Origin of the sequence: Klebsiella sp. KTE92 (assembly GCF_000398905.1) — a bacterium.
Taxonomy (GTDB): Bacteria; Pseudomonadota; Gammaproteobacteria; order Enterobacterales; family Enterobacteriaceae; genus Klebsiella; species Klebsiella variicola.
Window position 1 is genome coordinate 3630823 of sequence record NZ_KB976100.1, and the last position, 25064, is coordinate 3655886.

The 25064-nt window shown below is 49.0% G+C and carries 26 protein-coding genes and 2 riboswitches; of the genes, 17 read left to right on the plus strand and 9 right to left on the minus strand.

Going from position 1 to position 25064, the window contains the following annotated elements:
• Positions 1-68: 68 nt before the first annotated feature.
• Together xylB and dalD are read right to left on the minus strand one after the other, a co-directional pair.
• Positions 69-1532 (minus strand): xylulokinase, encoded by a 1464-nt coding sequence (gene xylB, locus A1WC_RS08460; RefSeq protein WP_016161511.1) that lies wholly within the window; start codon positions 1530-1532, stop codon positions 69-71.
• 10 nt (positions 1533-1542) lie between these two features.
• Positions 1543-2910 (minus strand): D-arabinitol 4-dehydrogenase, encoded by a 1368-nt coding sequence (gene dalD / locus A1WC_RS08455; protein ID WP_016161512.1) that lies wholly within the window; start codon positions 2908-2910, stop codon positions 1543-1545.
• 206 nt (positions 2911-3116) lie between these two features.
• Here dalD and A1WC_RS08450 point away from each other — a divergent pair, with 206 nt between their 5' ends.
• Positions 3117-4058, plus strand: coding sequence for a sugar-binding transcriptional regulator (locus A1WC_RS08450; protein WP_012541054.1), 942 nt, complete (start codon positions 3117-3119; stop codon positions 4056-4058).
• 81 nt (positions 4059-4139) lie between these two features.
• On the opposite strand, the gene fbaB is transcribed toward A1WC_RS08450, so the two are convergent.
• The 4 genes from fbaB to A1WC_RS08430 form a co-directional block, all read right to left on the minus strand.
• Entirely contained in the window at positions 4140-5192 is a 1053-nt protein-coding gene (fbaB, locus tag A1WC_RS08445; RefSeq protein WP_016161513.1) for a class I fructose-bisphosphate aldolase, read from the minus strand.
• A gap of 147 nt (positions 5193-5339) precedes the next feature.
• Entirely contained in the window at positions 5340-6140 is an 801-nt protein-coding gene (gene thiD, locus A1WC_RS08440; RefSeq protein WP_008804064.1) for a bifunctional hydroxymethylpyrimidine kinase/phosphomethylpyrimidine kinase, read from the minus strand.
• Positions 6137-6910: a hydroxyethylthiazole kinase gene (gene thiM / locus A1WC_RS08435; RefSeq protein WP_016161514.1), complete on the minus strand. Its 774-nt coding sequence runs from the start codon at positions 6908-6910 to the stop codon at positions 6137-6139. Before thiM ends, thiD begins: the two co-directional genes overlap by 4 nt.
• 34 nt (positions 6911-6944) lie before the next feature.
• Positions 6945-7042: riboswitch (TPP riboswitch) on the minus strand.
• Positions 7043-7510: 468 nt separating this feature from the next.
• The gene (locus A1WC_RS08430; protein ID WP_016161516.1) at positions 7511-8116 is read right to left on the minus strand and encodes a hypothetical protein; all 606 of its coding nucleotides are present in this window, start codon (positions 8114-8116) and stop codon (positions 7511-7513) included.
• Between the two features lie 140 nt (positions 8117-8256).
• Here A1WC_RS08430 and A1WC_RS08425 point away from each other — a divergent pair, with 140 nt between their 5' ends.
• The 10 genes from A1WC_RS08425 (at position 8257) to A1WC_RS08400 (ending at position 13439) form a co-directional block, all read left to right on the plus strand.
• A complete protein-coding gene (locus A1WC_RS08425) occupies positions 8257-9084 on the plus strand; it encodes a hypothetical protein (RefSeq protein WP_016161517.1) in 828 nt (275 codons plus the stop codon).
• Positions 9085-9173: 89 nt separating this feature from the next.
• Positions 9174-9332 (plus strand): hypothetical protein, encoded by a 159-nt coding sequence (locus A1WC_RS28020; RefSeq protein WP_187079213.1) that lies wholly within the window; start codon positions 9174-9176, stop codon positions 9330-9332.
• A gap of 173 nt (positions 9333-9505) precedes the next feature.
• A complete protein-coding gene (locus tag A1WC_RS08415; protein WP_016161519.1) occupies positions 9506-10081 on the plus strand; it encodes a hypothetical protein in 576 nt (191 codons plus the stop codon).
• Positions 10082-10484: 403 nt separating this feature from the next.
• Positions 10485-10730, plus strand: coding sequence for a recombinase family protein (locus A1WC_RS27575; protein ID WP_016161520.1), 246 nt, complete (start codon positions 10485-10487; stop codon positions 10728-10730).
• Positions 10731-10745: 15 nt separating this feature from the next.
• Entirely contained in the window at positions 10746-10910 is a 165-nt protein-coding gene (locus tag A1WC_RS28025) for a hypothetical protein (protein ID WP_153677459.1), read from the plus strand.
• The gene (locus A1WC_RS27580) at positions 10903-11109 is read left to right on the plus strand and encodes a hypothetical protein (protein WP_016161521.1); all 207 of its coding nucleotides are present in this window, start codon (positions 10903-10905) and stop codon (positions 11107-11109) included. Before A1WC_RS28025 ends, A1WC_RS27580 begins: the two co-directional genes overlap by 8 nt.
• A gap of 100 nt (positions 11110-11209) precedes the next feature.
• Entirely contained in the window at positions 11210-11506 is a 297-nt protein-coding gene (locus tag A1WC_RS08410; RefSeq protein ID WP_016161522.1) for a hypothetical protein, read from the plus strand.
• 1 nt (position 11507) lies between these two features.
• Entirely contained in the window at positions 11508-11891 is a 384-nt protein-coding gene (locus A1WC_RS08405; protein ID WP_016161523.1) for a hypothetical protein, read from the plus strand.
• A 112-nt stretch (positions 11892-12003) separates the two neighbouring features.
• Complete coding sequence (locus tag A1WC_RS27585; protein ID WP_016161525.1) at positions 12004-12378, plus strand: hypothetical protein; 375 nt, start codon at positions 12004-12006, stop codon at positions 12376-12378.
• A gap of 5 nt (positions 12379-12383) precedes the next feature.
• On the plus strand, positions 12384-13439 hold the full coding sequence (locus A1WC_RS08400) for a hypothetical protein (protein WP_016161526.1): 1056 nt from the start codon (positions 12384-12386) through the stop codon (positions 13437-13439).
• Between the two features lie 44 nt (positions 13440-13483).
• On the opposite strand, the gene A1WC_RS08395 is transcribed toward A1WC_RS08400, so the two are convergent.
• On the minus strand, positions 13484-14452 hold the full coding sequence (locus A1WC_RS08395) for an IS5 family transposase (RefSeq protein WP_000654811.1): 969 nt from the start codon (positions 14450-14452) through the stop codon (positions 13484-13486).
• A 103-nt stretch (positions 14453-14555) separates the two neighbouring features.
• On the opposite strand from A1WC_RS08395, the gene A1WC_RS08390 reads away from it, so the two are divergent.
• From A1WC_RS08390 to A1WC_RS08365, 6 genes are all read left to right on the plus strand, one after another.
• Positions 14556-18194 carry a hypothetical protein gene (locus A1WC_RS08390; protein ID WP_032691228.1) on the plus strand — a complete coding sequence of 1213 codons (3639 nt, stop codon included), beginning with the start codon at positions 14556-14558 and terminating at the stop codon, positions 18192-18194.
• A gap of 41 nt (positions 18195-18235) precedes the next feature.
• On the plus strand, positions 18236-18760 hold the full coding sequence (locus A1WC_RS08385; RefSeq protein ID WP_016161528.1) for a hypothetical protein: 525 nt from the start codon (positions 18236-18238) through the stop codon (positions 18758-18760).
• Between the two features lie 23 nt (positions 18761-18783).
• Positions 18784-19017: a hypothetical protein gene (locus A1WC_RS08380; protein ID WP_016161529.1), complete on the plus strand. Its 234-nt coding sequence runs from the start codon at positions 18784-18786 to the stop codon at positions 19015-19017.
• Positions 19018-19037: 20 nt separating this feature from the next.
• Positions 19038-20870 (plus strand): hypothetical protein, encoded by a 1833-nt coding sequence (locus tag A1WC_RS08375; protein ID WP_016161530.1) that lies wholly within the window; start codon positions 19038-19040, stop codon positions 20868-20870.
• 163 nt (positions 20871-21033) lie between these two features.
• Complete coding sequence (locus A1WC_RS08370) at positions 21034-21306, plus strand: hypothetical protein (protein WP_016161531.1); 273 nt, start codon at positions 21034-21036, stop codon at positions 21304-21306.
• Between the two features lie 327 nt (positions 21307-21633).
• The gene (locus A1WC_RS08365) at positions 21634-22179 is read left to right on the plus strand and encodes a recombinase family protein (RefSeq protein ID WP_016161532.1); all 546 of its coding nucleotides are present in this window, start codon (positions 21634-21636) and stop codon (positions 22177-22179) included.
• Positions 22180-22636: 457 nt separating this feature from the next.
• Here A1WC_RS08365 and A1WC_RS08360 read toward each other — a convergent pair whose 3' ends face one another.
• Positions 22637-23452: an AbiJ-NTD4 domain-containing protein gene (locus A1WC_RS08360; RefSeq protein ID WP_016161533.1), complete on the minus strand. Its 816-nt coding sequence runs from the start codon at positions 23450-23452 to the stop codon at positions 22637-22639.
• Positions 23453-23490: 38 nt separating this feature from the next.
• The gene (locus tag A1WC_RS08355) at positions 23491-24639 is read right to left on the minus strand and encodes a tyrosine-type recombinase/integrase (RefSeq protein WP_416376706.1); all 1149 of its coding nucleotides are present in this window, start codon (positions 24637-24639) and stop codon (positions 23491-23493) included.
• 195 nt (positions 24640-24834) lie between these two features.
• A riboswitch (TPP riboswitch) is annotated at positions 24835-24931 on the minus strand.
• Between the last annotated feature and the right edge of the window lie 133 nt (positions 24932-25064).

The following is a 25064-nucleotide window of genomic DNA, read 5'->3' on the forward strand; positions in this document are numbered from 1 at the left end:
TGACCTCGTTTTCAGGGTACAGGGTGGCCGCTCCGCGATGTGCAACGAAGCGGCTGTTATGATGAAAATCAGTGCTGCCGATAATTCAGGTCGTTTAAATACAGGTCTTTAAACTGCGCGTAGCGTTGCATCAGGGTGTGGTGGCGAACGGGATCCGCACGCCAGGTCTGCCAGACTTCCGGTTTTTCACACACCGCGGCAATCGGTTTGCCCGCCGCCAGGCAGGCCAGCCGCGCCGCGCCCAGCGCGCCGCCGGTCTCTCCCCCTTTATGGGTCACCACCGGCATAGCGAGAATGTCGGCCAGCAGCTGGGCCCAGAAAGGACTGCGGGCGCCGCCGCCCACCAGCGAGCACTGCGCGATGGGCGTACCGCTCTCTTTCAACGCCTGCAGGCCGTCGTTGATACCGAAGCTCACCCCTTCCAGCACCGCGTAGCCAAGCTGGGCGCGCAGGCTGGCGTGGGTCATGCCCCAGAACATGCCGCGCGCGTCAGGATCGTTATGCGGGGTACGTTCGCCGGAGAGATAGGGCAGGAAGAACGGGGCGTGGGCTTTCTCCTCCTCGCTGAGCTCGGCAATTTCCGCCAGCAGCGCCACCTCCGTGGTGCCGGTCAGGCGGCAGAACCACTGCAAACAGCTGGCGGCGCTCAGCATGACGCTCATCTGGTGCCACAGGTTCGGCAGCACGTGACAAAACGCATGTACCGCCGACTGCGGCGCCGGACGATAGGCGTCGGTCACCACAAACAGCACCCCGGAGGTGCCGAGCGAAATAAACGCATCCCCCGGCGAGACCGCGCCGACGCCAATGGCGCTAACCGCGTTATCCCCCCCGCCCCCGGCCACCACCACCGAGGCGTTCAGCCCCCAGCGCGCCGCCACCTGCGGATCAAGGGTGGCGGAAACCTCGCAGCCTTCGACCAGTGTCGGCATGTGGCTGCGCGACAGGCCGCACTTGTCCAGCAGAGCGTCGGACCAGTCGCGCTTCGCCACGTCCAGCCACAACGTCCCGGCGGCGTCCGACATGTCGGAGACTTTCTTCCCGGTCATCCGATAGCGCAGATAATCCTTCGGCAGCAGCACCGTGGCGGTGCGCTGAAAGTGTTGCGGCTCATGACGGCGCACCCACAGCAGCTTCGGCGCGGTAAAGCCCGGCATCGCCAGGTTGCCCGCCACCTGATGCAGCTCCGGTGCCATCGCCTCCAGCTCGGCGCACTCTGCGGCGCAGCGGGTGTCGTTCCACAGAATGGCCGGACGGATCGTCTCCCCCTCTTCATCCAGCAACACCGCGCCGTGCATCTGTCCGGAGAGGCCAATCGCCTTGATGGCCGGCCAGTGCTGCGCGCATTTTTCCCGTAGCGTGCTCATCAGGTACTCCGTCGCCTCCCACCATAGCTCCGGTGATTGTTCTGACCAGTGCGGATGGGGCCGCTGAATGCTCAGCGGCGCGCTATGGCTGGCGATAACCTCATAGTTCTCATCAATGACCAGCGCTTTGACTTCCGATGTGCCGAGATCGATACCCAGATACATAGCCACCTCTTTATTTAATCAGCGTGTAAACGGCGGCGACTTTCTCGCGCATCAGCGCCAGAAAATCCGCGTTGTTGGCGAGGTCACCAAACAGGGCTTTATCGCGGGCATAGACAGCCACCGGATCCTGAGCCTCATACATCTCATGCACCGCCTGCGCATCCAGGATGCCGTCCTGGTACTGATAGGGCAGCGTTCCCTTATGCCACTGCTCCATAAAGACGAAGAACAGCGCCGGCAGCATGGCGGTCGCCTCAGGGCGGACGCCGCGCTGATAGCACTCCTGCAGCGTGGGGGCGATCATCGCCGGAATTTTCGAGAAGCCGTCGGCGGCGACGCGCTGGTTGGTGTCCTGGATATAGGGGTTGGTAAAGCGTTTGAGCACCACATCCCGGTAGGTGGGCAGATCAATGCCGTTATCGCCGAGGCAGGGAATGACATCCTCCGTGACGTAGCGGTCGGCAATGGCGTAGATAACATCGGTCAGCGTGCTTTCATGAATATACTGCTGGCCAATTAAGGTTCCCGCCCAGGCAATGCAGCTGTGCGACGCGTTCAGAATGCGGATTTTCGCCTCTTCATACGGGATGACCGACTCGACCATCTCCACGCCGACCGCTTCCAGGTTCGGGCGGGCATCACGGAAGTGGTTCTCCACCACCCACTGGATAAAGGTCTCCCCCATCACCGGCGCTTTGTCATCAATCCCGGTTTGCGCTTTGATACGGGCCGGCAGATCGGCCGCCGGACGCGGGGTGATGCGGTCCACCATGGTGTTCGGACAGGTGGTATTGGCCGCCATCCAGTCAATCACCGCCTGTTTGCCGGTGAGCTGCAGGAACTCGACCATGCCGTCGTGGAAACGCTCGCCGTTGTGGCGCACGTTGTCGCAGTTGAGCAGGGTCAGCGGCCCGGCGTCGTCGGCCATGCGCTTCTCCAGGATCCGCGCGAGGGTGCCATAAATAGTTTTGCACTCGCCTTGCAGGTCGGCCTGCAGATCGGGGTTACTGGTTTCCAGCTGATGGCGGGTGTTCAGGTAGTACCCCCCTTCCGTCACAGTAAAGGCGATAACTTTGGTCTGCGGGTTCGCCCCTTCGTTAATCAGCGGCTGCAGCCCGGCCTGCCACGGCAGCAATTTCTGGATAGAAGTAATTTCTTCATAGTCGCGCTCCCCTTCCGGGCTGACGGTCTCCAGGACGTAACGTCCTCCCTGCGCCGCCAGCGCCTGCACCACCTGCTCGGCGTCGTTACGAATATTTCCTGCCGCGATGTGCCAGCGCTTATCCCCGGACGCTATCAGACGATGCAGATACCACGCCTGATGCGCGCGATGAAAAGAACCCAGACCGATATGAAGCCATGTGAATTGATTGTTCATGTTCTGTTCTCCTTGAGTTGATGGCGCCACTGTAATTGATCATTTGACCAAAATAAGAGCCACGGATCACAAAAGAACAATTACCCAATTAAATTACAAATGACCAGAAAAGAGCAAAAGCTTGCCAGTTATGCCAACCACGGCGAGAATGCGGGTATTCGCCGGGCCAATTGCGAGCCCTGGTCAGCAACTTAGGGCGGGAAACCATGAGTAAAGAAGACGATATCCGGTTGGATCAGAAGGTGCGTGCCGCATGGATGTACTACATCGCCGGTCAGAATCAGAGCGAGATCGCCAGCCAGCTGGGCACCTCCAGACCGGTGGTGCAACGGCTGATCGCCGCCGCGAAAGAAGAAGGGATAGTGTCGATTAATTTGCACCATCCGGTAGCAAACTGCCTCGATTATGCGCAGTTGCTGCAGGAAAAGTACCGGCTTCTCGAGTGCAATGTGGTCCCCGCCTTTAGCGAAGAAAGCACCCTCGACAGCGTGTCGTTTGGCTGCTATCAGCTGATGGCTCGCTATCTGCAGGATGATAAGGAGAAAATCATCGGCCTGGGCTCGGGCCTGACCCTGAAAAAAGCGCTGCAGCGCATCGATTTTGACAGCCTGAATACCCGCTGCGTGGCGCTGATCAGCGCCATGAACGCCGACGGGCAGTGCAATTATTACGATGACGTGCCCCTGCTGCTGACCCGCAAAATTAAGGCCAAGTACTATCAGTGGCCGGCGCCGCGCTACGCCCAGAGCGCGGAGGAGCATGAGATGTGGTGCACCAACCGCTTATTCCGCAGCGTCTCCGGCGTCGCCCAAGAGGCGGACGTGATTTTTGTCGGCATTGGTCCCCTGGGCACGCAAAGTCCGATCTTTAAAGACGGGTTTATCAATCAGGCGCAAATGGATGAGCTGACCGCGCGCGGCGGCATCGGAGAGATCCTCGGACGGTTTATCGATGCGGAAGGCCACGTGGTAGACAGCGAGATCAACCGCATGATCACCAGCTATGATATCCGTCAGAACCACTGCCCGCGTATTGCCGCGGCCTGTGGAGAATACAAACGACCGGCGATCCTGGCGGCCCTTAAAGGCGGCTGGATCAATGGTCTGGTGACCGATGAACATACCGCCCGCTGGCTGCTGACGCGGTAACGGCGCGGCCTGAAGGCGCATACACAACGGTAACCCCGGTGCGCGTCGCGCCACCGGGGATCCCAACGATACTCGTGCTTATCAGGCGATAGTCACTTTCCCGTCAAGGTAGACGTCCTGCACGGCATTGATCAGCTTCACGCCGTCAGCCATCGATTTCTTAAACGCTTTGCGACCAAGGATCAGCCCCATACCGCCGGCGCGTTTATTGATCAACGCTGTGCGCACCGCGTCGGCAAGGTCGGTCTCCCCGCCCGCCGCGCCGCCGGAGTTAATCAGCCCGGCGCGGCCCATATAGCAGTTGGCCAGCTGGTAGCGCACCAGATCGATGGGGTTATCGCTGGTCAGTTTGCTGTACACCCGATCGTCGGTATAGCCGAAGTTAACCGCTTTGTAGCCGCCGTTATTCTCCGCCATTTTTTGCTTAACGATATCGGCGCCGATGGTGGCCGCCAGGTGGTTGGCCTGACCGGTCAGGTCCGCGGAGACATGATAGTCGACGCCATCTTTCTTGAACGCCGAATTGCGCAGATAGGCCCACAGCACGGTGACCAGGCCCAGCTCATGGGCCCGCTCAAAGGCGGCGGAAATCTCTTCTATCTGACGACGCGATTGTTCCGAGCCGAAATAGATCGTCGCTCCCACGGCCACCGCCCCCATATTGAACGCCTGCTCAACGCTGGCGTAGAGGGTCTGGTCGTATTCGGTGGGGTAGCTCAGCGTTTCGTTATGGTTGAGCTTCACCAGGAAAGGGATGCGATGCGCGTAGCGGCGCGACACCGAGGCCAGCACGCCGTAGGTCGACGCCACGCAGTTACAGCCGGCTTCGATCGCCAGCTCGACGATATTTTTCGGATCAAAGTACAGCGGGTTGGCGGCGAAGGAGGCGCCCGCCGAGTGCTCCACGCCCTGGTCAACCGGCAGAATGGAAAGGTAGCCGGTTCCCCCCAGGCGTCCGGTATTGTACAGGGTCTGCATATTGCGTAGCACCGCCGGTGGTCGGTTATTATCCACCATCACCCGATCAACATAATCTGCCCCAGGCAGATACAGCTGGTCGGCCGGAATGGTTATACAACGGTGCTGCAACAGGCTCTCGGCATCTTTGCCCAGCAACTGCGTAATATCAGTCATAGCAATCTCCCGTAAGGCCGGCCGAAGCCGGCATGCATTATCCCAACCCAATTTTTTTGGGCAGGTTAAGCCTGGTACCGACTTAGCCTATTTTCCAGCCGGGGGGCCATTTTTTCAGGAGATTCTGCTGTCCCGTTGCGCTGCCATTTACCACCAGGCGTGGAAATGGTGCACCGGCCCGATGCCGTGGCCCACTTCCAGAGAGTCGGCCTGCGCCAGGGCCGCCGACAGCCAGGCCTTCGCCTCGGCGACGGTGGCCGCCCAGTCCGCATGACGGGGGCGCAGCGCCGCCAGCGCGGCGGAGAGCGTGCAGCCGGTGCCGTGGGTATTTTTGGTCTGCACGCGAGGCGTGGTAAACCGCTGTTCCCCTTCGCGGGTGAAGAGCCAGTCCGGGCTTTCGGCGTCGTCGAGATGGCCGCCCTTCATTAATACCGCGCCGCAGCCCAGCGCCAGCAACGCCCGCCCCTGCTCCAGCATCTCGCGCTCGGTGCGCGCATGGGGGGCATCGAGTAGCGCGGCCGCTTCCGGCAGGTTCGGGGTGATCAATGACACCTGCGGCAACAATCGTTGACGCAGGGTCTCCACCGCCGAGGCCGACAGCAGCGGATCGCCGCTTTTCGCCAGCATGACGGTATCCAGCACCACGTTGGCCACCCGGTAGCGCGCCAGCCGCTCGGCCACGGCTTCCACAATATCGGTCTCCGCCAGCATGCCGATTTTGGTGGTATCGATACGCACATCGCTGAACACCGAGTCGAGCTGCGCGGCCACAAAATCCGGTTCAATGCGATAGACCGACTGCACGCCGCGGGTATTCTGCGCCACCAGGGCGGTGATCACCGAGCAGCCATAGGCCCCCAGCGCGGAGAAGGTTTTCAGATCGGCCTGGATACCGGCCCCACCGCTGGGATCGGTGCCGGCGATGGTCAGGGCGTTGATGCGTTTCATCCCTGCACCTCCTGATACAGCGCGTCGAGAAACGCCGGAATAAAGCTGCCAGGGCCTCCCTGACGGGCGGCGATCTCCCCGGCCTGCTTCATCAGCCCGCAGGCGGCGGCCACGTTTTCCAGCCGGTCTCCCGGCAGCGCCGCGCTCGCCGCCACCACCGCCGACAGCGCGCAGCCGGTGCCCACCACCCGGGTCATCAGCGGATTACCCCCCGCCACGCTGAGCACCCGCTCGCCGTCGGTGACGTAGTCCACCTCGCCAGTGACCGCCACCACGGTTGCCAGCCGACGAGCCAGCGCCTGGGCCGCCGGCAGCGCCGCGGCGGCCGTATCGGTGGTATCCACCCCGCGCCCGCCGGCGCTCATCCCGGCCAGCGCCAGAATTTCAGAGGCATTGCCGCGAATGGCCGCCGGCTGCAGGGCCAGCAGCTCATGACAAAAGGCCGTGCGCACGGTCAGGGCGCCGACCGCCACCGGATCCAGCGTCCAGGGCTTTCCGGCCTGACGGGCGTGTTCCACCGCGACGCGCATCGCCACGGCGCGATCTTCGGTCAGGGTACCGACGTTAATTAACAGCGCATCGGCGATAGCGGCAAACTGCGCCGCTTCGCGGGGATCGATCACCATCGCCGGCGAGGCGCCGACGGCCAGCAGAACGTTGGCGGTAAAGGTCTGCACCACATCATTGGTCATGCAGTGCACAAGGGGGGAATGGGCGCGCAGCAGATGGCGCAGGTGCGCGACAGGCGCGGGATTCAGCAGCTCAGGCATGGTTTGCTCCCGCCAGACGAGGTAGAAGCAATGACCCTGCGGTCTCTGACTTCCCTACGCTGGCATTATCCAGATCAGGTGGTACGGGTATTTCTCAGCCTTCAACGAAGAAGGGCACCCCGAGTCATCGTTACAATAAACTTCTGTAATTCTGCCAGCTTAAGGCAAGTGGCTTGTTAGCACAAGCCTCCCGCAGGGTCGTCGCTTCTTCATCGCCTGGCGGGATACGCATTATCACAGTTTTATCTCACTTTTATCACAGCATATGTGACACCTAACGCAAGAAAGCCAACTTAAATTAATAGCCCGGACATAGTATGCATTGATACAATGAACTCTTATCTAGTTAAGGTGAGATTGCAGGGGGTTAATGTGGTCACGACGATATTTATCATCTTAGGGGTACTCTTTTCTGCATGGCTATCACTAGTAATCGCGGGATTTATACATAGCTCTATTTGCAGGGTAAGAAACTCAAGATGGATTATCAATAAGCTTATGAGTGAATATAACTACGAAGAAGAGCTTGCACGCAATATTATTATCCAAGTTGACTCCATAACCAAATGTAAACTTCTTGGCAAAAATAAAGCCGCGTTTTTAGATGCTACGGAGAAGTTTATATACAAAATGACTGGCGAAATTAGTACCAATAAAGACCCCCTCTAAAACGCTCTCAAAGAGCCTATAGGCAGCTTTAGGATAACAGGGAATACCTTTTCTTATTTTTATCATTGAATTGATTACAGAGTCTCCTGTTAACTTAACTCCTATAGACGCAGCATAGCTGCACACATAATACATACTACGCAGAAAAGATGGATGCTTTTGCTCAAGATAGACGAATGGCCTCCAGCCATGAGGATAGATTGTTGCGTAGGGGGTGCGGGGGCTTGCCCCTGCGTCGCCCTTGACCTTCTCCATTCCCCCTCCTAACTGCATACCTCCTATAGACGCAGCATAGCTGCACTCCCCTTTTAAGTGAAAATAAATTTCCTTATAAAACATACAGATGAAAAATAAATTAAAAATGGTTTTGCACAAATCGACTTTTTTGGAGTGTATATACATATAGGGTATGAAAAAAGTAAGAAACATGTAAGACTCAATCATACGCTCTATCGAGCACATTAATCTTCTATCTCTTGGGAGCTTATGAAGCAACCCTAGTTGCTGAATAGCTTCCCGCGTCTGCGCCGCAGGCATTCTGTTATCTCTTTATTATTTAATAATGATTTAATTAATATAATAGGAGGACATATTGTCCTTACTCAGTGGACATATTGTCCTTAGTCACTGTAAACAGCTATGGCTTAATATAATTATAATAATAAGGTAAGCCCTCTATGATTGTTAAGTGTGAAGATGTTTTTGTAGACTCTCTTACAGGCGAGATTATTAACCCTTTAGATTACTGTCTACCAGAAGGCTACGATGTGTCACCAGCGGTGACAGAGGCTTTAACTGGCCTCCCTTTGAAAGGGACTTATACTACTACTGCCGAAATTAAAAAAGGTAAAGGGCGTAAGCCTAAAGAGATTCTTAACCCGTATTGCTCTATCTTCCAAAACCTAGAGCGTAAAGATGTTAGAACTACTACTGCCGAAATTAAATCAGTAGCTATCCTACCGTCAGTCATTGATGATGTAGTGACCGGAGCGTTACGCTTGAATGAGGCAGGGGACAACACAACTGTTCCGCGTAATCAGCTCTTGTTTGTTCTTGCCCATTTAGAATCTCTGTCAGTAGAAAGCATTCAAAGACTGTTCACTGCTAAACGTGAGCTTAAAGGTGATGCTATTCCGGGGGAGAGATATTGCCGCTACATCTTGCGTAAATGTGAAAGCGTCATTCGCAGCCTGTCATATCATATTGAACGCGGTAACTTCTCTCAGCGTACATCATTTGATTTCGCTCAGGATGCTAAGGATTATGAAAAGTATGGATGCGTGCCCTCTTGTGTAATTTCTCCAGCTCCATTTACTAAAGGGGATAAAGAGATAATTCGTAAACTTGCTATTGAAGGGAAGCTCGTAGAAGCGGATAAGTACCTTAAAGCAGTATCTGATGCACAGGATAAACTGATGAAGAAGTTCTCCTCTCCAGCATTAAAACAGATTGAAGCTGAGATGAATGCTGAGTTTCCGTATGACCCATACATTAGGCAATATTAATTAATACTATCATCAATAATAAGGAAAAAGAAAAGATGAAGATCATCCCCCTTATGAAAGCGCTGCGTGCTCCTTCCGGGAGCGTCCCCATGTCTGAGCTTATGGCCCACTTAAATATCTCCAGAGAGCATTTAATGCTCGATATTAAATGGGCTTTCATCAATCGCCTGTTTGATATGTACATCAATAACGAGGATGAACTGGTATACACCCTCCTCCCGGAAGGTGAATTCTTCCGTAACGCGTAAGGAAATTAACATGCACTTAAAGTTTCCCCAAATCCTGTTCGATACAATGGCAAAAGAAGCTCACAACAAAGGAACCAGTGTAGCTGCTTTGATTGTAAATCTCCTGATGCAACATTATAAACTAACCAAATAACATTTCTTCCTAATACAAATAACAATAAAAGGAAATCAATATGTCTTACATCCCTCGTTCAATCTCTGTAGGCGACATTATCCCAACCAACAACTGCGGCGACATTCGTATTGTTGAATACAAGAATGCTAAACACATCACTGTTGAATTTCTTAACACTGGCTCTCTCAAGGTAGTTAAAGCTTCATCCATTAAAGCGGGTAAAGTAGAGGATAAGATGAAGCCCACCTTTATGGGAGTTGGTTGTATCGGAGAAGGGAATCATCCTACACGCATTAACGGAAAGGTTACTCGTGAATACTCTGCATGGTCTAATATGATTCGGCGGGTATATGGGAATCACCCTAAGTATGCCTCCTACAAAGATTGCACTATCCACCCTCTGTGGCTCAACTTCTCTACCTTCTGCGATACGCTTCCTCAATTGATTGGTTATGCTGAGTGGAAATCTAATGAGAAAGAATGTGCCTTAGATAAAGACGTTCTCTTTATTGGTAATAAAGAATATGGCCCCTTCACTTGTATGTTTGTTGATGCGGCTATCAATTCATTAGAGAGTAACATTCGCCGCTGGCGTAAAGAGCACGCTGATAAAGTAGAAGGGGAGGCTAAGTGATGGAGCCATTCCTCTATTTAGTTGCCACTACTTTCTTCTTAATTAGTTATTTATGGCCTTAATAATTCAAAGAGCCTAGCCGCAGATAGCTCTGCCCGGTGATGGATGCGTAAGGGTTTGGTCGCCTGAGTGTATCCGGCTCTATCTATCCGGGGGAGAGGAGAACTAGATTATATCGTACTGCCATTCGGTGTAAGATGGCTCAGAAGCTGAGCTCCCCCTCAGACCTCCTCTCCCCCGCCTACATTCAGACACACTTTTGATACCTTTATAATATGAAACTAAAAAATAAATATGCACAATATATTTACGACTTAATCACCTTAGCTTGGCTTGACTGGAAGATCATCGCATACATCCTTTCTGTCAGCGCTATAGGGAAATTTCTTATAGGATTTATACTATGACCTTCACTTATACGCGCCCTACTTCTGAACACTTAACTAAATCACGTCAAGCTTCCGCTGAGAAATACCAGCAGACTGTACGTCCTATTGTGGAAGAACTACTCACCTTTGGTTATGGCTATCAGGCCCTGTCAAATGTCCTCAATGCTCGCGGAGTTTTCACTCCACAAGGCAAGCCCTTTAATAAGCAGAGCGTTCGCTATTTACTCTCCATTCTAGAGCTAACCACTGGCAATCAATAATAGGGGGAAGAGAAAATGAATACAGCCGCATCCCTTAAGCGTTTACAAATAAGAATACCTCCGGCAATGCGTGAGCCTTTGAAAGAACATTGTAAGCAGATAGATAAAAGCCCAAGCCTGATTCTTCTCTCTCTTCTTAAAAACTATTTAGAGATTGTCGGAGCTTATGATAATGAATGAATTAATCAAACTGGTTTCCGACATCGACCCCTTTAAGGGCAGTTTCCCTCAAGTTAAACGCTCCCCTTATAATCCAGATGATGCTCGTTCAAGAGCAGCAAGGAAATATCCTAACAAACAAAGCCCGACTGAGTATAAGAAAAGCTATCATAAACAATACGCATATAATGAATTCATGCCATTTGAATATGCAGACTAACCCCCTCTCTAAACACCCCGTAGAAGCTCCTGTATCGCGTTCTGAGAGGATTTCCCCTGTCAACCATTATCGGGCAACATAATTAATATAAAGGCTCCTGATGAATTATACAGAACATAGCATTAAACTACTAAATGAAGAAGAAGCAGCTAAGTATTCCCCCTTTGGCATTGCTTATGCCCTTTCAACTAAATATCCCCTAATGGACAGCAAGCATTGTCAGATAATCAGTGAAGCATTATTCCTCACTGGCATTGAGACATCATTGTATGAGCGCCGCTATTGCTCCCCATTGAACGCTGTAGCTGCTGACATACATTTTACAGCAGAAGAATTAGACACGCTCGCAGAGCTGCTGGAAGCGTTTAAAGACATATCAAAAAGAAAAGGAAAATAATATGGCATACCCGTTTGAAGAGATGGTACAGAAACTTATTGAAGCTGGTTATTCTCGTGAAGATGCTATGGCGGCTGTAGCTGCTGATGCTCAGCGCGTAGCAGAAGAGAAGCGAGCCATTGCAACCACTACAACATTACGCAATCAATATGGCGGCTTTGATTTGAGCAAGGCTAAAGACTTCTTCTCCCACGCTCGTAAGCAGGAAGAGGCTAAGAAGTATTTTGATCCACTGGAAGGAATGCAGTCTGTAGACTCCATGTCTAAGCATGAGCAGATGGATATGATTCGAGGGAAGCATGTAGGGAAAACAGAGAATGTTTCTCCATTACAGAGCGTTAATGCTGGAGTGGATTTCTTTAAGAAACTGCGTGAGGGTAAATAATAATGGCCCTTCTTATCTATTTCCCTGAGCTTTGGTCAGCCAGTAAAACGCAGGTGATGGCCCTCTATTACATGCTGAAAGATTTAAAATAACATTACAAGAGAATATACACATGTCTGATTTATTTGAGGGATGCAAATCCCCTTTCCGCATTTGGAGTATTCTGGATATTCCTTCTTTTATCTATGAAGGAAACACCATCCCCTTCCCTCCGCAACATCGTATTGTATTTGCTTATATGGCCTCCCTTGCTAATCGCTATGGTGATGTGAGAGTTTCCTATTTTTCTGTGTGTAAACGCACAGGCATGGATGAAATAGAAGAAGTGGCGGCAATCTTTAAATGGCTGGAAGCCTTCCGCCTCATCAAGCGTAAAGTAACTCTCTTTGATGAAGACAAAGGCAAGAAAGAAACCACACGCTATGAAGTTAACTATCCTGACAATCAATTTCCTTATGAAACTCTTCCCCCTTCAATGGAGCGATAATATAAATGGCAGATAATAAATATTCTATTGATGATTTTGAGGATGGGCAGGACTACCAGATTGAAGATTTTCAGGATGTTGACGCTGTAGGAGAAACTCCTCCCCCTGCTACCTCAACCCCTTCTAATCGAAATCAGGCTGCTACTGTAGCTCTTCTCAATTCTAATGACCCTATGCAGCAGATGGCAACTTATCAGGCTGTTAACTCTGAGCTGGTTAATCATGGCAGCAGCCCTACAATGCAGGATATTACGGAGCAGGTTACAGCTACAGAACAGGCAGCTAAACAGCGCACTACAGCCCAATACTTAGCGGACCCTTCCATCTCCGATGAATGGAAACAGAGTGCAATCCATGCAGTGAATGACCGCAGCAACCCAATGTATAACCCACGCGCTCTGTTAGGTACTAAGGAGGCTGTACAGGTCACCCCTAATCAGACAGAAGAGGCAGCAGATTTAAGGGAGGTTTGGGCCGCTGGTATTTCCTCAGCAATCACCGCTCAACGTGAGCAGCAGAAAACGCTCAACGCTATGAAGCAAAAGAGCAACGCTGTAGCCGACTATTCAGCAATGGCGGAAGATATCCTCCCTTTGGTATCTGGTGCTAAACAAGCCGGGCTAGAAACAGCTATGGGTGGCACTGGTGGAGAAGCGCTTAAAGCTTTCTTTCTCCCCGGTAGCTCACGCGCTGCTATGGCTGAGAAGTTTAACAGCCTTCCTCTGGAAGAACGTAGCGCTGCATTAACAGCCCTGTCTAATGCCCTCTCCTCTGAGGGGAAGACGATTCTACTCCCGGACTCAATCGACCAATCCAATTATGAAGCGCTTCAACAGATTGTAGAGAATGGTTCTTATACTGTTACAGAAAAATATGTAGATAACATTATGGGGCTGTTAGATATAGTTGGCATTGGCTCTTTGATTAAGGGCGGATTTAAGGCAGCAGGAAAGGCAGCTAAAGTGGCTGGTGTAATTGATGAAGCAGGAGAGGCTGCTAGTGCTGTAGAGCGTAGCTGGCAACGTCGATTCATTGCGACAGATATTCAACGGCTTTGTTGAATAAATAAGATTTCTTGCGAACGACCCTGTAGCTGGCTGGATTTTCAGGCAATACGCACGCTTTCTGGCATCCCAGCCTTTGTCATCCTGTTCAACGCACGCACCATGGCCATAGCTTCCGCTACCTGACCATCGTAGTCACGCAGCGTCAGTGAATCTCCCAACAACTGCTTCATTCTGTACATTGCCGTTTCCGCTATCGAGCGACGGTTATATTCCGTTGTCCATTTCCACCGTGCATTGCTTCCGCTCAGCCGCTGATTAGCAACGGCACGGTTGCGGTCTGCGTACTCACCGGGCCAGTAACCTGCTCCTTTTCGGGGAGGAATAAGCGCGCTGATTTTTTTGCGGCGCAGTTCATCGTGACAGAGCCGGGTATCGTAAGCCCCGTCTGCCGCGGCTGCCCTGATTTTTCTGTGAGTCTGCCGGATAAGGCCCGGGAAGGCTTCTGAGTCCGTGACGTTATTCAGCGACAGGTCTGCACAGACAACTTCATGTGTGTTGCTGTCAACAGCAAGATGCAACTTTCGCCAGATACGACGGCGCTCTTTGCCGTGCTTTCTGACTTTCCATTCGCCTTCACCAAAGACCTTCAGCCCGGTGGAATCAATCACCAGGTGTGCGATTTCACCCCGGGTGGACGTTTTGAAACTGACATTAACCGACTTTGCCCGCTTACTGACACTGGTGTAATCCGGGCAGCGCAACGGAACGTTCATCAGGGCAAAAATGGAATCAATAAAACCCTGCGCAGCCCGCAGGGTCAGCCGGAATACGCGTTTAATCACCAGAACGGTGGTGATGGCGAGATCAGAATAGCGCTGGGGCCTTCCTCGTGATGAAGGCGTTGCCGACTCATACCAGGCCTGAATCGCCTCATCATCCAGCCAGAAAGTGAGGGAGCCACGGTTGATGAGAGCTTTGTTGTAGGTGGACCAGTTGGTGATTCTGAACTTTTGCTTTGCCACGGAATGGTCTGTGTTGTCGGGAGGATGCGTGATCTGATCCTTCAACTCAGCAAAAGTTCGATTTATTCAACAAAGCCATATTCAACCTACCTCCCCTTCACAGGTGATTAAGGATGCCAACCCGGAAAAAGCCCGCCAGCTTCACACAATGGCTGAAGCAGATGAAACCGGGGATGTAGCAGAAGCGCTTTACGGTACTAGCCGCACAGAGGCAGTGGCAGGAGATCTAGCCCCGCAACCCGGCAGTGTAGACGGTTCAGTAAAAAATAAAGTACATCGTCCAGAGATTGCCTCTGATATCGCTGAGATGGCAGACAATGACATTATTAACCTTGTCACTAATACCGCCTCTCCCCATATCTCCCAACGTGAGAAACAAGCTTTAGCCGCTAACGTGTCTAATGATTTCTTTAATGCTACAGGGATGGCGTCACGGAAAGAGATGTCCGCTATTACAGAAGCTCCTGATGGCGGGTTGCACATCTCCGCTGTATATGGCCCTACAGATAGTGGTTGGGCTAACGTACAGGATGCGTTTAATCAAGCTCAGTTTGCATTAAGTAAATATGGTGTAGATGAGAACGACATTACTATCCTGATGCGTAATGGTGATGAATATATCCCCATTGATCGGGCAGCTCAGAATCAACTCCTGAGAGGTAACAACACGCAGATTAAAGGGGATTTTCTCCTTCAAGTTAATCAGCGTTATGAATACAACGCCAGTGATTTAGCGGATACACAATTTGAGAAGTTTGGCGTTAGCTCAATATTCAATGTGCTTAACCGCTTTGAATTTGCTAATGGTAAAACTGGACATGGTTCCCTCACCTCTCAGGTGATTGACCCTGCTTCTATGTTCTCTCCTGAATTCCTCAAAGGCGCTGTATTAGGAGATATTCAGAGCGACCGTGTAGCAGCTAAGCTGATGGAAATATCTAAGCCTTTTGTGGATACGGTTAAGAAGATTCCAGCAGAGCGACACTTCGCTATGGAACGTCGTATTAAAGAGGCTAACCTGAAAGGGCAATCTCTCTCTCCCGTCACTCTCAAGGCTGAGGGATGGAGTGCTCAGGAGATAGCTGGATTTCAGAGCTTCCGGAAAACTCAGGATACCCTTTGGGCTTTAACTAACGCTGATTTAGTTAAGAGCTATAAAGCTCGTGGGTATGGCAAACTAACTTATAAGGATACGGGGTTTGATGTTGTTGCCCGTCCTGTTAAACGCTCTCAAGTAGGGGATGGTGTTAGAGCCTATGACCCAATCAAAGATGAAGTGCGCACTTTGTCAAAAGCTGAGCTTGATGAGATGTATGCAGGAAACAAAAGCATTGCTGAGGCCGCTGATGTAATGGATATTGATGGTATCAAAGTGCAACATGTAATCAACCATAACAGCGCTGATGCTGGTTACATTCGCCCCCTGAGCCACGGTGAGCCAATCCTTTCGTATCGGCATGGATATTACGCGGTACGCTATAAGCAGCCTCACTTCATTGAGCGTAAACTATTTGATGATAATGGTTCCCCTCTGAAAGATAGTAACGGAAATGAAATATGGAAAACTGTAGCAACTGCCCCGGATATTCCCTCAGCTAACAAGGCCATTGAACGATATAAGACCACCTCTCCGGGGGAATATCGTTTCCGAAATGACCTTAAAGGAGAGGACTATGAGAAAGCGAATACGCAATTGCATACAGCCAGTGGGTTAAGTGCTCAGCGTATCCGTGGAAAACGTTTAGAAGATGCTACGGGTAGTAATATGGAGCTTGATGCTGTACACATTGAGTCCCCGGGGGAAGCGATGATGAATAGCATTAACGCTATTAGTTCTCGTGTCTCCTATCGTGACTGGCTGGAAACATCTAAAAAGCGCCTCATGGCTACCTACTCTGATGTAATGCCTACTCATCATGGGCGCACTGTCTATCCTTCTAATGTGTCTGAGATTAAAGGTACATCCAAACAAGCCGCAGACGCTAGGGCTACCTTTGAGTATATCAGGGCTATGGAGAATGGATATACTAACTTAATCGATGATGGTTATAAGTCAATCGCTAACAGCTTTGCTGAGATGGCGGGAACAAACGGCTTTGGTAAGGTGGAGCGTATTTTACGTGGAGCCTCAGAAGCATCTCCTGTTAATAAAGTGAAGTCTGTTCCGTTTGTATTACAGATTGCTCTTAACCCCCTACGCCAATTAGTTATGCAATCCTCTCAGGTAATCCTGTTAGCTACTCGTTTCCCTGCGTACACAGGCCATTTGATTGGAGACAACCTCCTTCTTATTACTCACCACCTAATGAATGGTGGTATTCCTGAGGCTGTCCTGAAGACGTTCGGGCGCAGCAAGGGAGAGTGGGAGGATATGATGAAGGCGCTGGAAGAAAGCTCCATCACTAAAGGGATTAATAAGCATGACCTAGCTAAAGGGCTAGTAGATACAACCGTTGACGCCTCAGTGAAAACAATGAAGGCAGCACGTGACAGTAAGTTGAAGAAGGTTGCTAAAGCCCCTATTACCGTAGGGAAAACTGTAGTAGCCGGTTCTCGTAAGATTGGTTTTGATGCTGGTGAATATATGGTTCAGGCATCCTCCTTTATGGCTCACTACAGTGAAGCTCGTAAGGGTGGCAAGTTGCTTACCAAAGCAGCCCTGGACGATGTAACTCACCAGGCCCGTAATTTCACAGGTAATTTCTCACGCTCTGGAAACTTAGCGATGAACCAGAATACCCTGTCGGTGTTTACGCAATACTTACAAGTGCCTGTCAAACTTGCTCAGCTCGTGTTAACTAATAAAGCTATTCCACTTAAGAATCGTGCTGCGATGGCAGCATCTGTATCCCTCCTCTACGGAATTGGGACAGAAGACATTTACAACCTATTCTCAGATGAACTACCAACAAATGAGTTTGCGCGTAATGTTGTAGTGGATGGCCTGTTAAGCGCCAGCGTCAACGGTATTATTTCCGCTATCTCTGGAGATCCTTCTCGCATTGATGTAAGCGCCCTGAATCCAATTAACGCCTATGGGGTGGTGGAATTCTTAGGGAAGATTAATGAGGGTGGATTCAGCAAGCTAGTAACTGAAAGCCCGGCAGGCTCTCTTATCTTTGGCAGCAATCCACGCATTACTAACCTGACTCGGACAGCGGGAATGTTAATGGGATATGGAGATGTTGCGGAGGGGATTGAGCCTATGTTGTGGGGGCAATTGTGGAGAGATGTAGCTAACCTCTCCTCCGGTGCTTCCAATGGCTATAAAGCTATGTTGGCTCTTGAATATCGTAAGCAGTTTGCTTCTGCTGGCGGTACTATCGCAGACAACATATCCACCCCTGAAGCCTTCGCTATTGCTCTGGGCTTCCCTGTTAAGAACGGGGCGGTTAATTGGGCGATAGTTGAAGATATCAATAGCAAGTATAAAACCCGAAAAGAGGATATACAGGAAGTGTTTAACCAACATTCCCGTATTCTAATTGCCGAGGGGCTGGGAGATGACCAACTAGCCTATCAAATTAAGATGGCCCAACTTGCTATGTCACTCTATAAGGATGACCCGGAAGCCTCTAAGATGTGGTGGGGGATGGTTAAACAGAAAGTGCAAGATGGTGATGACCGTCTGTTACGCAAGATTATGGAAGCGTCTAAATGGGCCACTCCAGAAGACACTAACAAATGGCTTGATAAAGTACCAGACATCACCTCAGAAGAACGCGCTAATTATAAAGCGTGGGCCTCTATGTTTAACAAGGCTCCTAAAGAAGATACTGAGGAATAATTTACAACGGGCAAGGATGCCCCTCACAAAGAGGAAAGATAGTGCTATTTAAAGCCCCAGAATTTAAGCGGCAGCGCGTGCCCCTCAGAAAGAGCAGAGAGCGCAGAAAAGACAGATACAGTGACACCACCCCTGAATATTCTACACGTAATGGCTACTCTATTTATGCTTACAAAGGTGTAGTAATTGAGAAAAGGATGAATGTGTATTTCATTGGTAAACGCATCCAGATTAAAGGCTTTCCTGAGGATGTAATAATGCGGCTCAATGGGACATTTACAGCAGCGTACATCCTGAAAGATTTAATTGATTTTGGATTGGAGAGCGTGGATAAGAAGCGCCATGCTGAAGTAAGAGAACGGCGTAAGAACTGGCAATGCCCACATTGTAAAACCATCACCTTATTAGACGCTAAACATAAACATATAGTGTGGCGTTATATTAAGAATGAATGGGGGGATGAAGAGCGGCAGGACACAGGGAAGCGCCGCTTGAAATGTCACTACTGTTTTGGGGAAACGCTCCTAGAAGATGTTGAGTATGTCTCAGATGAGACGATGTTTTAATAATAAAAAGAGAATATACATTTATGAGCTATAATCTGATTCCTTTCCCTCTCGATATTATGCCTGAAGAAGCATTGAAGATTGTGGAATCCAATTTCATTATTCTTTCTGGTGCTCACATGAAAGCTATTGTGACACATGACCGGCAAGCAATTGAAGATATCCGCAATCTTTCTGAGCAGCTCACCTATATTGAGCATTCCCTTAAAGCTTCTATTGATGGCAAGCTCTTAGATTCTGATTACAACTTACATTAATTATTGAGAGGAATATTAAAATGGCAAATGGTTTATTCGATACTTCTGATATTGGTGGCGGTGTTAGTGGTGGCGTCTCCCCACAACAGGCCGTAGCTCCAGCTCCCAGCGCTATTACAGCGGCGGTAGGCGGCGGGGCATTAAATGCAATTAGTAATGTATTTGGGGGGCTGGCTCAGGGCTTTGAAGCAGGAGCCAAGAAAGCCCAAGCTGCTAAAGATGCAGGTGTTATTAGTAATTATGGTCAGAAGCTTACAGCTCTGGATGCCGCTGTGGCGCAAGGCTCTATGTCACACGCTGAGGCGCAGCGCAGACAGCGGGCTTTGTATAACTCCGCTATTGCTAACAACCCCCATCTCACAGAGAAGCTTACAGGATTCACTAAAGACGTAACAACTACCGACGGATTAGGGGATACGCTTGCTAAAGGGACAGCCGTAGACCAGCAGATTGTAACAGATACTAAGAGCGCAACTGCTGATGGGTTTATCACCCCGAGCATGACTCCAGAAGAACAAGAGAATGGCCTTAACCTCTATCGCCAACGTCAACAGCAAATCGGGGAAATGAAATTTTATAGCCAGCAACTGGACATTCAGAAGCAGAAAATGAGCATTCAAGCTCAGGCAGAGAGTATTGCGGCATCCCGTGTGCAGCGTGCTAATGCTGCTGCTGATTTACAGCTTAAGAAAAATAAAATGTACGCTCAACAGGCTACAGCAGACTTCGGCGCTAACGTTTACGCCCATACACAAACTCAATTGGATGAGATTGGTAAGAAACTAGCAGCAGGCTCTATTACTAATGAGCAAGCTATGTCAGAAGCTAATGCTATTAAGGACAGCATTATGGCGCAGACAATGAAAATCAGGGGCGCTGCTGGCGGTGATTATGTAGATAGTATTTCTAAACCTATTTTTGATTCCATTGATAACCGCAATAAGTTCTTCTCTGGACAAATTAGCGCTGATACCCTTAAAGCCCGTCTGGATAGTCTGAAAGCTACCGCTGAATTGCCTATGATGGCTGACCCTAATTTAGCTAAAATCGCTGTAGCTTCTAAACTTGTGGCGGGGGTAGACCCTTCTTTATTGGGAACCTCAGGGCAGTATTTACAACAGTATTTGAAGAAGAATGTTAACCCTAGCGCCACCCCTGCTAACCCGCTCTCCACTGACCCGGAAGAGAAAGCTGATACTAAGGTGTACACTGGCTCTCTAGTGGATGTGACTAATAAACTTTCCAATAAGAGCCCTACCATTGCAGACCCTAAAGGGACAATGGAAGAGTTACAGAATCACGTTAACCAGCTTTTAAAAGGAACTGGCAGCTTCTCCGGCGCTCATGCTGACCCTAAATCTTACAATGAAGTGGTTAACTATTTGGCTAACCCAGCCTTCCTTGAATATCAGAAGATGGGGGGCCGCATTGACCAAAGCAATCTGGAAAGCGTTAAGAATGTTATCTCCATAAACTATCTGGAAAAACTTGTCCCCGCCATTCAATCTCAATGGGAACAGGCACAAACCACTGTGGGATTCCCTCAGACCGGGAAGCAAGTGGGGGCCGTCTTTATGCCTACCCCTAACACTAAGGCGGCTGAGAACGTTGTACGCTATGTGTGGACAGGAAACACGATTGAGTTTAAAGCAGCTCCGGGCTATGCGGATAATGCAGGTGTACGCGCTAAGGTGGGAGAGCTTCAGCGTAAACTGGCCCCTCTCATCAATAAATCCGTAATGATGCGTGCTCACTTAGATGGCTCCTCTGACTATTCTAAATATTTTAAAATGAGTGAAGCTGAAATGTTCGGGGTGAAAGCTCAGGACAGCTCCTCTGTAAATGGTCGTTAATCTTCATGAGACCCTCCTTAGAAACTATTAGCGCTATAATCACCCTTGGCCTTATCCCAATTATTAAATTCATTCTTAGATGGCGTACCATTAATAAAGATAAATATGAAAGAGGAATTATTGAGCAAGCTATAGAAGAGGCCAGACGCAATAGGAAGAAAGAATGAATATTAGTGACAGCGTACTAACTAATGCGTTCATACAAGCAAAGGTAGCCAGGGATGGCTATCTATATGCCTACGCTCGCAAGCTCTTTAAACAGGGAGGACTTAATGCCCTCTCTTCAAGAGAGCGTGCTTATATGGGGATGAGCCATTGGCAGCATTTCTATAATTATACAGATAAGCTTGTTAAGGCTGGCTTAGCTGTATGTGAATATGATGAGTATGGAGGTATGACATATGTCTCTCCTGTGGAACAAAACAACATGCTGTAATCCACTGGCCCTGTACATCGAAAGGTGTATGGGGCTTTTTCATTTGTACCAAACTTAGAATAGCTTTTTTGGTTTCTGGCCTATGTCACCTTTTCTGCTAGAAATTATCGAGGGGCGTTATGCATAATAGTCACACCCCGTACACCCCCTATCAACCTCCCCAAATCCTCCACCCCCAAATTATTTCACTCTCCCTTTCATACAATCCAACCAATCAATAGATCAACTCCCAAGCCCATTGTCAACATATTTATTTCATGTACAGTATATTGTAAGTTAGTGAACACGCATGCATACTGAACACATCAAATAGAGCTGGGGTGTAAAATGAATATTGGGTATGCAAGAGTAAGTACAATTGGACAGGATACAGCAATTCAAGAAGCCTCTTTAAGGGCTTTGGGATGCTCTATGCTATACATGGAAAACATCTCAGGGAAGGATACTAACCGTCCTGAGTTACAGCGTATGATTGATAATGTACAGGCTGGAGACGTGGTATATGTTACTAAGCTGGACAGGCTTGCACGTAATACCAAAGATGCATTATTTATTGCTGATGCATTGAAAGATAAAGGCGTGGGACTGGTATGTATGGACTTAGGGCAAACAGACATCAACTCTGACTTTGGGAGGATGATATACACGGTTATAGCTGCTGTGGGGGAGTTTGAGCGTAAGCGTATATTGCAGCGTACTCAGGAGGGGAGAGAGAAAGCAATGGCTAATGGTGTTAAGTTTGGAAAGCCTGTTGATGATGAATTACATACGAGTATTGTTGATTGCTGGAATAGAGGTATGAACAAGAAAGCTATAGCTGAACATATTGGATGTAGCCGCACTACCGTGCACAAGGTATTAGAGGGGCTTTAATTAACGCAGTAGTAGTATAAGAAACACTGTAACAATGCTCCTCTTCAAAAGACATTCCTTAAAATAGCTCCAGAGATGGACAGACAAGCTGTCTTGCCGGGAAGGAAGAGACACCCCGAGGGGGCTATTCTCTTTCCTGCGTGCCCTTTGCAGCTCTGCTGTGTGTGAGCGTAGCGAATGCTCTTTGATGATAGTATTCTTTGTTAGTCAGCACTTAAAAAGTGCATTGACCCCACTCCCTCATTCTATCCGTGCTTCTCACTTCATTTACACCCTTTCCTCCCTTCTCATCTCATTAATTTATATACTGTTATATGTAGTGTTATATACGCTTTGCATCGTACCGATGCTCAGCACATTGTATTAACAATGGCATGTATAATAGATTTATAGCTACGCTATTATTCACTGCTGCCGCATTAGAAATGCGAGGTATAATAACACCCCGCAATTTTATTTAATCAGCCATTTTAGATACAAGATAATTACTAAAAGCGCTACATATCACCAGCATATAACGAGCTTCTTCTAATGTAGGCTCCTCACTATCATCCGTTAACGCGTGACGTATTCCGCCTTGGTCACTTGTATATCCGTATAGCTGTTGGAATGCTCTTTTCATTGCTGGATGAATATGTCCTTTATCCTCAATAGTTTTAAGGCAATCTCCAAGAGTCCCTTTCTCATTACCAGAGATCTTCTTGCATAATGATTCTATGGCAGAGATAGATTCTTTGATTGAGTTTCTATAATCAGGCTGCTCTCTGTTAGAAAGCAGGAATAGCGCTCTATTAAAATGCGATTTAGAGGCATTAGTTCCATTATTCAATGCATTATCAATACTACCAACTTCCTCTGGCGAAACAATTGGAGTTATGAGTCCATCAATTATCGTGTACCCTAAACACATCTTCTTGAAAAGATTATTGTATGGCTCACTCAAAAAGGGAGCAACACCTATTACATATTCAACAAAATCTAACACATCATGCCATTCAGCTAGCCTAAAAAAGTCCTTCATGTATTGTTTTAAATCTTTAAAGCTGTTAGATGGATATTCAAAAACAGGTTCTTCGTCAGCAGGACGATATAAAAAACCACACCAAAAACTGGACATTATTTTTTCTGCAACATTATCAAAATATTTTTTTGTTAATAGCTCTAAATACAGGCAACTCCATAAGGCTGTTCTAGTGTTTTCGTTTATCCCTTCAACTTGAAGTATATCCTCAACTTTAACGTGTCCATATCTTTGAGAGAACGGTCTAGCCATCGCTTATGTGCCTTATTGCTGTGTTAGTTATGTAGCGTTTACCGCCAGTTAAGCCCATCAATGATATGACATACAACAGACAGGGGGAAGGTGTGAATATACCTACGCGTTATGCCTGTCCCCGTCTTCTCATGCCCTACTACCTGTTGCAAGTGAGTGATGTCATTCATCCATCCAGAAGCTGCTGTGACAACGCTATGCCTAAAGCTATGTACAATCCTCCGCTGGTTGTGGATGTCTCTGTATGGAATGTTAAGCTCTTCCCTGATATCTGACATCACCTTACCAATCTTAGCCATATTGGTGCCCGCAACTTCACTGAAAAGCTTTTCCCCCTTGCTACCCACAAACTCCAAAAAACCTAAATCAATAAGATGGTTATGGAGAGGAACCTCCCTAGCTGCGTTCTCAGTTTTTCCGTCCGTAATGAGAAGATAATAGCGATTGCTATCATCATCGTATTTCACCTGTGTTTTGGTTAGGGTTGCAATCTCCCCCCTCCTTGCTCCTGTATACGCAAGAAGGAGGATAATCCATTTGAGCCATTCAGGCTTAGCCTCTTCAATTGCATAACGGACAAAGCTCTTCATCTCACTATTTGTATAAGCTCCATAGCGAGCGCTAGACGGCGGAGCTATGACCCCATCTGTAGGGGAGGCTGTCAGTACGTCCTTTTCTTCCACCAAAAATGTTTTAAACAAAGATTTATAAATTTTTAAATGCTTGTGGATCGCCTCCGTCCCTATCAGGTGTTCCTCCGGCACATCACACGCAATGAGCTGTTTTATATTCATAGACCTGTAAGGCTGTATGACTCGCTTAGGGAGGTCTTCTACAACCTCCATCACCTGCTTTATGTCTCTCTTTGTGATGGTGGCTACGGCCCTATCATCTCCAAGTACGGTCAATAACACTTCCATATAGCGCTCATTTGCAGAGTGGATAGCAGCAGTCCAACCCTTCCCCCGCTCATGTTTGTATTGCGCCCAAGCTTCTCCTAAACGCAGCCCCTTCTTTTGCTCTATCTGCTTCTCTGGAGGAAGGGAGAGCGGCATAGAGAGCGGGAAAGCTCTAGCTGCCCTTTCAAGCATTCGATTAGTGTTAAGCGCGTTAAGCTGGAGACAGAGAGCTTCTGGAGTTAATTGGCGATTCTTAACCTGAAGGATAAAAGGCATTAAAGCTATCATCAAAACACTGGCCTCACGATGGCTATCAGTGTTCAGAGAGCGCCTAAACATTTTCCCATCTGGAAGGCAAAACTGAATGTAGTAGATAGAGTCCCGAAGGAAGGTATAGCGGATACGTTTGGTAAGCAAAATCAACACAGCCTCTGTTACAGTTCATACAGGAAAATGAACAGAAGCTTATGTAACACAATGAATTATATAAAAAACCCACCCCCTACGCTGGCATTATCCAGATCAGGTGGTACGGGTATTTCTCAGCCTTCAACGAAGAAGGGCACCCCGAGTCAAAATAGTGAAATTGTTAAGCGTTGTGGAATTTACCGCAACTCACCGGTTCATACAACAAGCCTTTAGCCCTGCAACGACACCCGCGCGGCCATCATGCTCATCAAGCGACCAGGCGGGATTGCATTCCGCTGCTGGCG

What these genes read in the sequence shown, in the direction of transcription:
- dalD (WP_016161512.1), bottom strand. Translation starts at nt 2,910, where the DNA reads ATGAACAATCAATTCACATGGCTTCATATCGGTCTGGGTTCTTTTCAT.
- A1WC_RS08425 (WP_016161517.1), top strand. Translation starts at nt 8,257, where the DNA reads ATGATTGTTAAGTGTGAAGATGTTTTTGTAGACTCTCTTACAGGCGAG.
- A1WC_RS08365 (WP_016161532.1), top strand. Translation starts at nt 21,634, where the DNA reads ATGAATATTGGGTATGCAAGAGTAAGTACAATTGGACAGGATACAGCA.
- A1WC_RS08355 (WP_416376706.1), bottom strand. Translation starts at nt 24,639, where the DNA reads ATGATAGCTTTAATGCCTTTTATCCTTCAGGTTAAGAATCGCCAATTA.
- A1WC_RS08430 (WP_016161516.1), bottom strand. Translation starts at nt 8,116, where the DNA reads ATGCCTGCGGCGCAGACGCGGGAAGCTATTCAGCAACTAGGGTTGCTT.
- A1WC_RS27580 (WP_016161521.1), top strand. Translation starts at nt 10,903, where the DNA reads ATGAATGAATTAATCAAACTGGTTTCCGACATCGACCCCTTTAAGGGC.
- thiD (WP_008804064.1), bottom strand. Translation starts at nt 6,140, where the DNA reads ATGAAACGCATCAACGCCCTGACCATCGCCGGCACCGATCCCAGCGGT.
- A1WC_RS08375 (WP_016161530.1), top strand. Translation starts at nt 19,038, where the DNA reads ATGGCAAATGGTTTATTCGATACTTCTGATATTGGTGGCGGTGTTAGT.
- A1WC_RS08450 (WP_012541054.1), top strand. Translation starts at nt 3,117, where the DNA reads ATGAGTAAAGAAGACGATATCCGGTTGGATCAGAAGGTGCGTGCCGCA.
- A1WC_RS08360 (WP_016161533.1), bottom strand. Translation starts at nt 23,452, where the DNA reads ATGGCTAGACCGTTCTCTCAAAGATATGGACACGTTAAAGTTGAGGAT.
- A1WC_RS08415 (WP_016161519.1), top strand. Translation starts at nt 9,506, where the DNA reads ATGTCTTACATCCCTCGTTCAATCTCTGTAGGCGACATTATCCCAACC.
- A1WC_RS08405 (WP_016161523.1), top strand. Translation starts at nt 11,508, where the DNA reads ATGGCATACCCGTTTGAAGAGATGGTACAGAAACTTATTGAAGCTGGT.
- A1WC_RS28025 (WP_153677459.1), top strand. Translation starts at nt 10,746, where the DNA reads ATGAATACAGCCGCATCCCTTAAGCGTTTACAAATAAGAATACCTCCG.
- A1WC_RS27575 (WP_016161520.1), top strand. Translation starts at nt 10,485, where the DNA reads ATGACCTTCACTTATACGCGCCCTACTTCTGAACACTTAACTAAATCA.
- A1WC_RS08400 (WP_016161526.1), top strand. Translation starts at nt 12,384, where the DNA reads ATGGCAGATAATAAATATTCTATTGATGATTTTGAGGATGGGCAGGAC.
- A1WC_RS08370 (WP_016161531.1), top strand. Translation starts at nt 21,034, where the DNA reads ATGAATATTAGTGACAGCGTACTAACTAATGCGTTCATACAAGCAAAG.
- xylB (WP_016161511.1), bottom strand. Translation starts at nt 1,532, where the DNA reads ATGTATCTGGGTATCGATCTCGGCACATCGGAAGTCAAAGCGCTGGTC.
- A1WC_RS08380 (WP_016161529.1), top strand. Translation starts at nt 18,784, where the DNA reads ATGAGCTATAATCTGATTCCTTTCCCTCTCGATATTATGCCTGAAGAA.
- A1WC_RS27585 (WP_016161525.1), top strand. Translation starts at nt 12,004, where the DNA reads ATGTCTGATTTATTTGAGGGATGCAAATCCCCTTTCCGCATTTGGAGT.
- A1WC_RS08410 (WP_016161522.1), top strand. Translation starts at nt 11,210, where the DNA reads ATGAATTATACAGAACATAGCATTAAACTACTAAATGAAGAAGAAGCA.
- thiM (WP_016161514.1), bottom strand. Translation starts at nt 6,910, where the DNA reads ATGCCTGAGCTGCTGAATCCCGCGCCTGTCGCGCACCTGCGCCATCTG.
- A1WC_RS08390 (WP_032691228.1), top strand. Translation starts at nt 14,556, where the DNA reads ATGGCTGAAGCAGATGAAACCGGGGATGTAGCAGAAGCGCTTTACGGT.
- A1WC_RS28020 (WP_187079213.1), top strand. Translation starts at nt 9,174, where the DNA reads ATGTCTGAGCTTATGGCCCACTTAAATATCTCCAGAGAGCATTTAATG.
- fbaB (WP_016161513.1), bottom strand. Translation starts at nt 5,192, where the DNA reads ATGACTGATATTACGCAGTTGCTGGGCAAAGATGCCGAGAGCCTGTTG.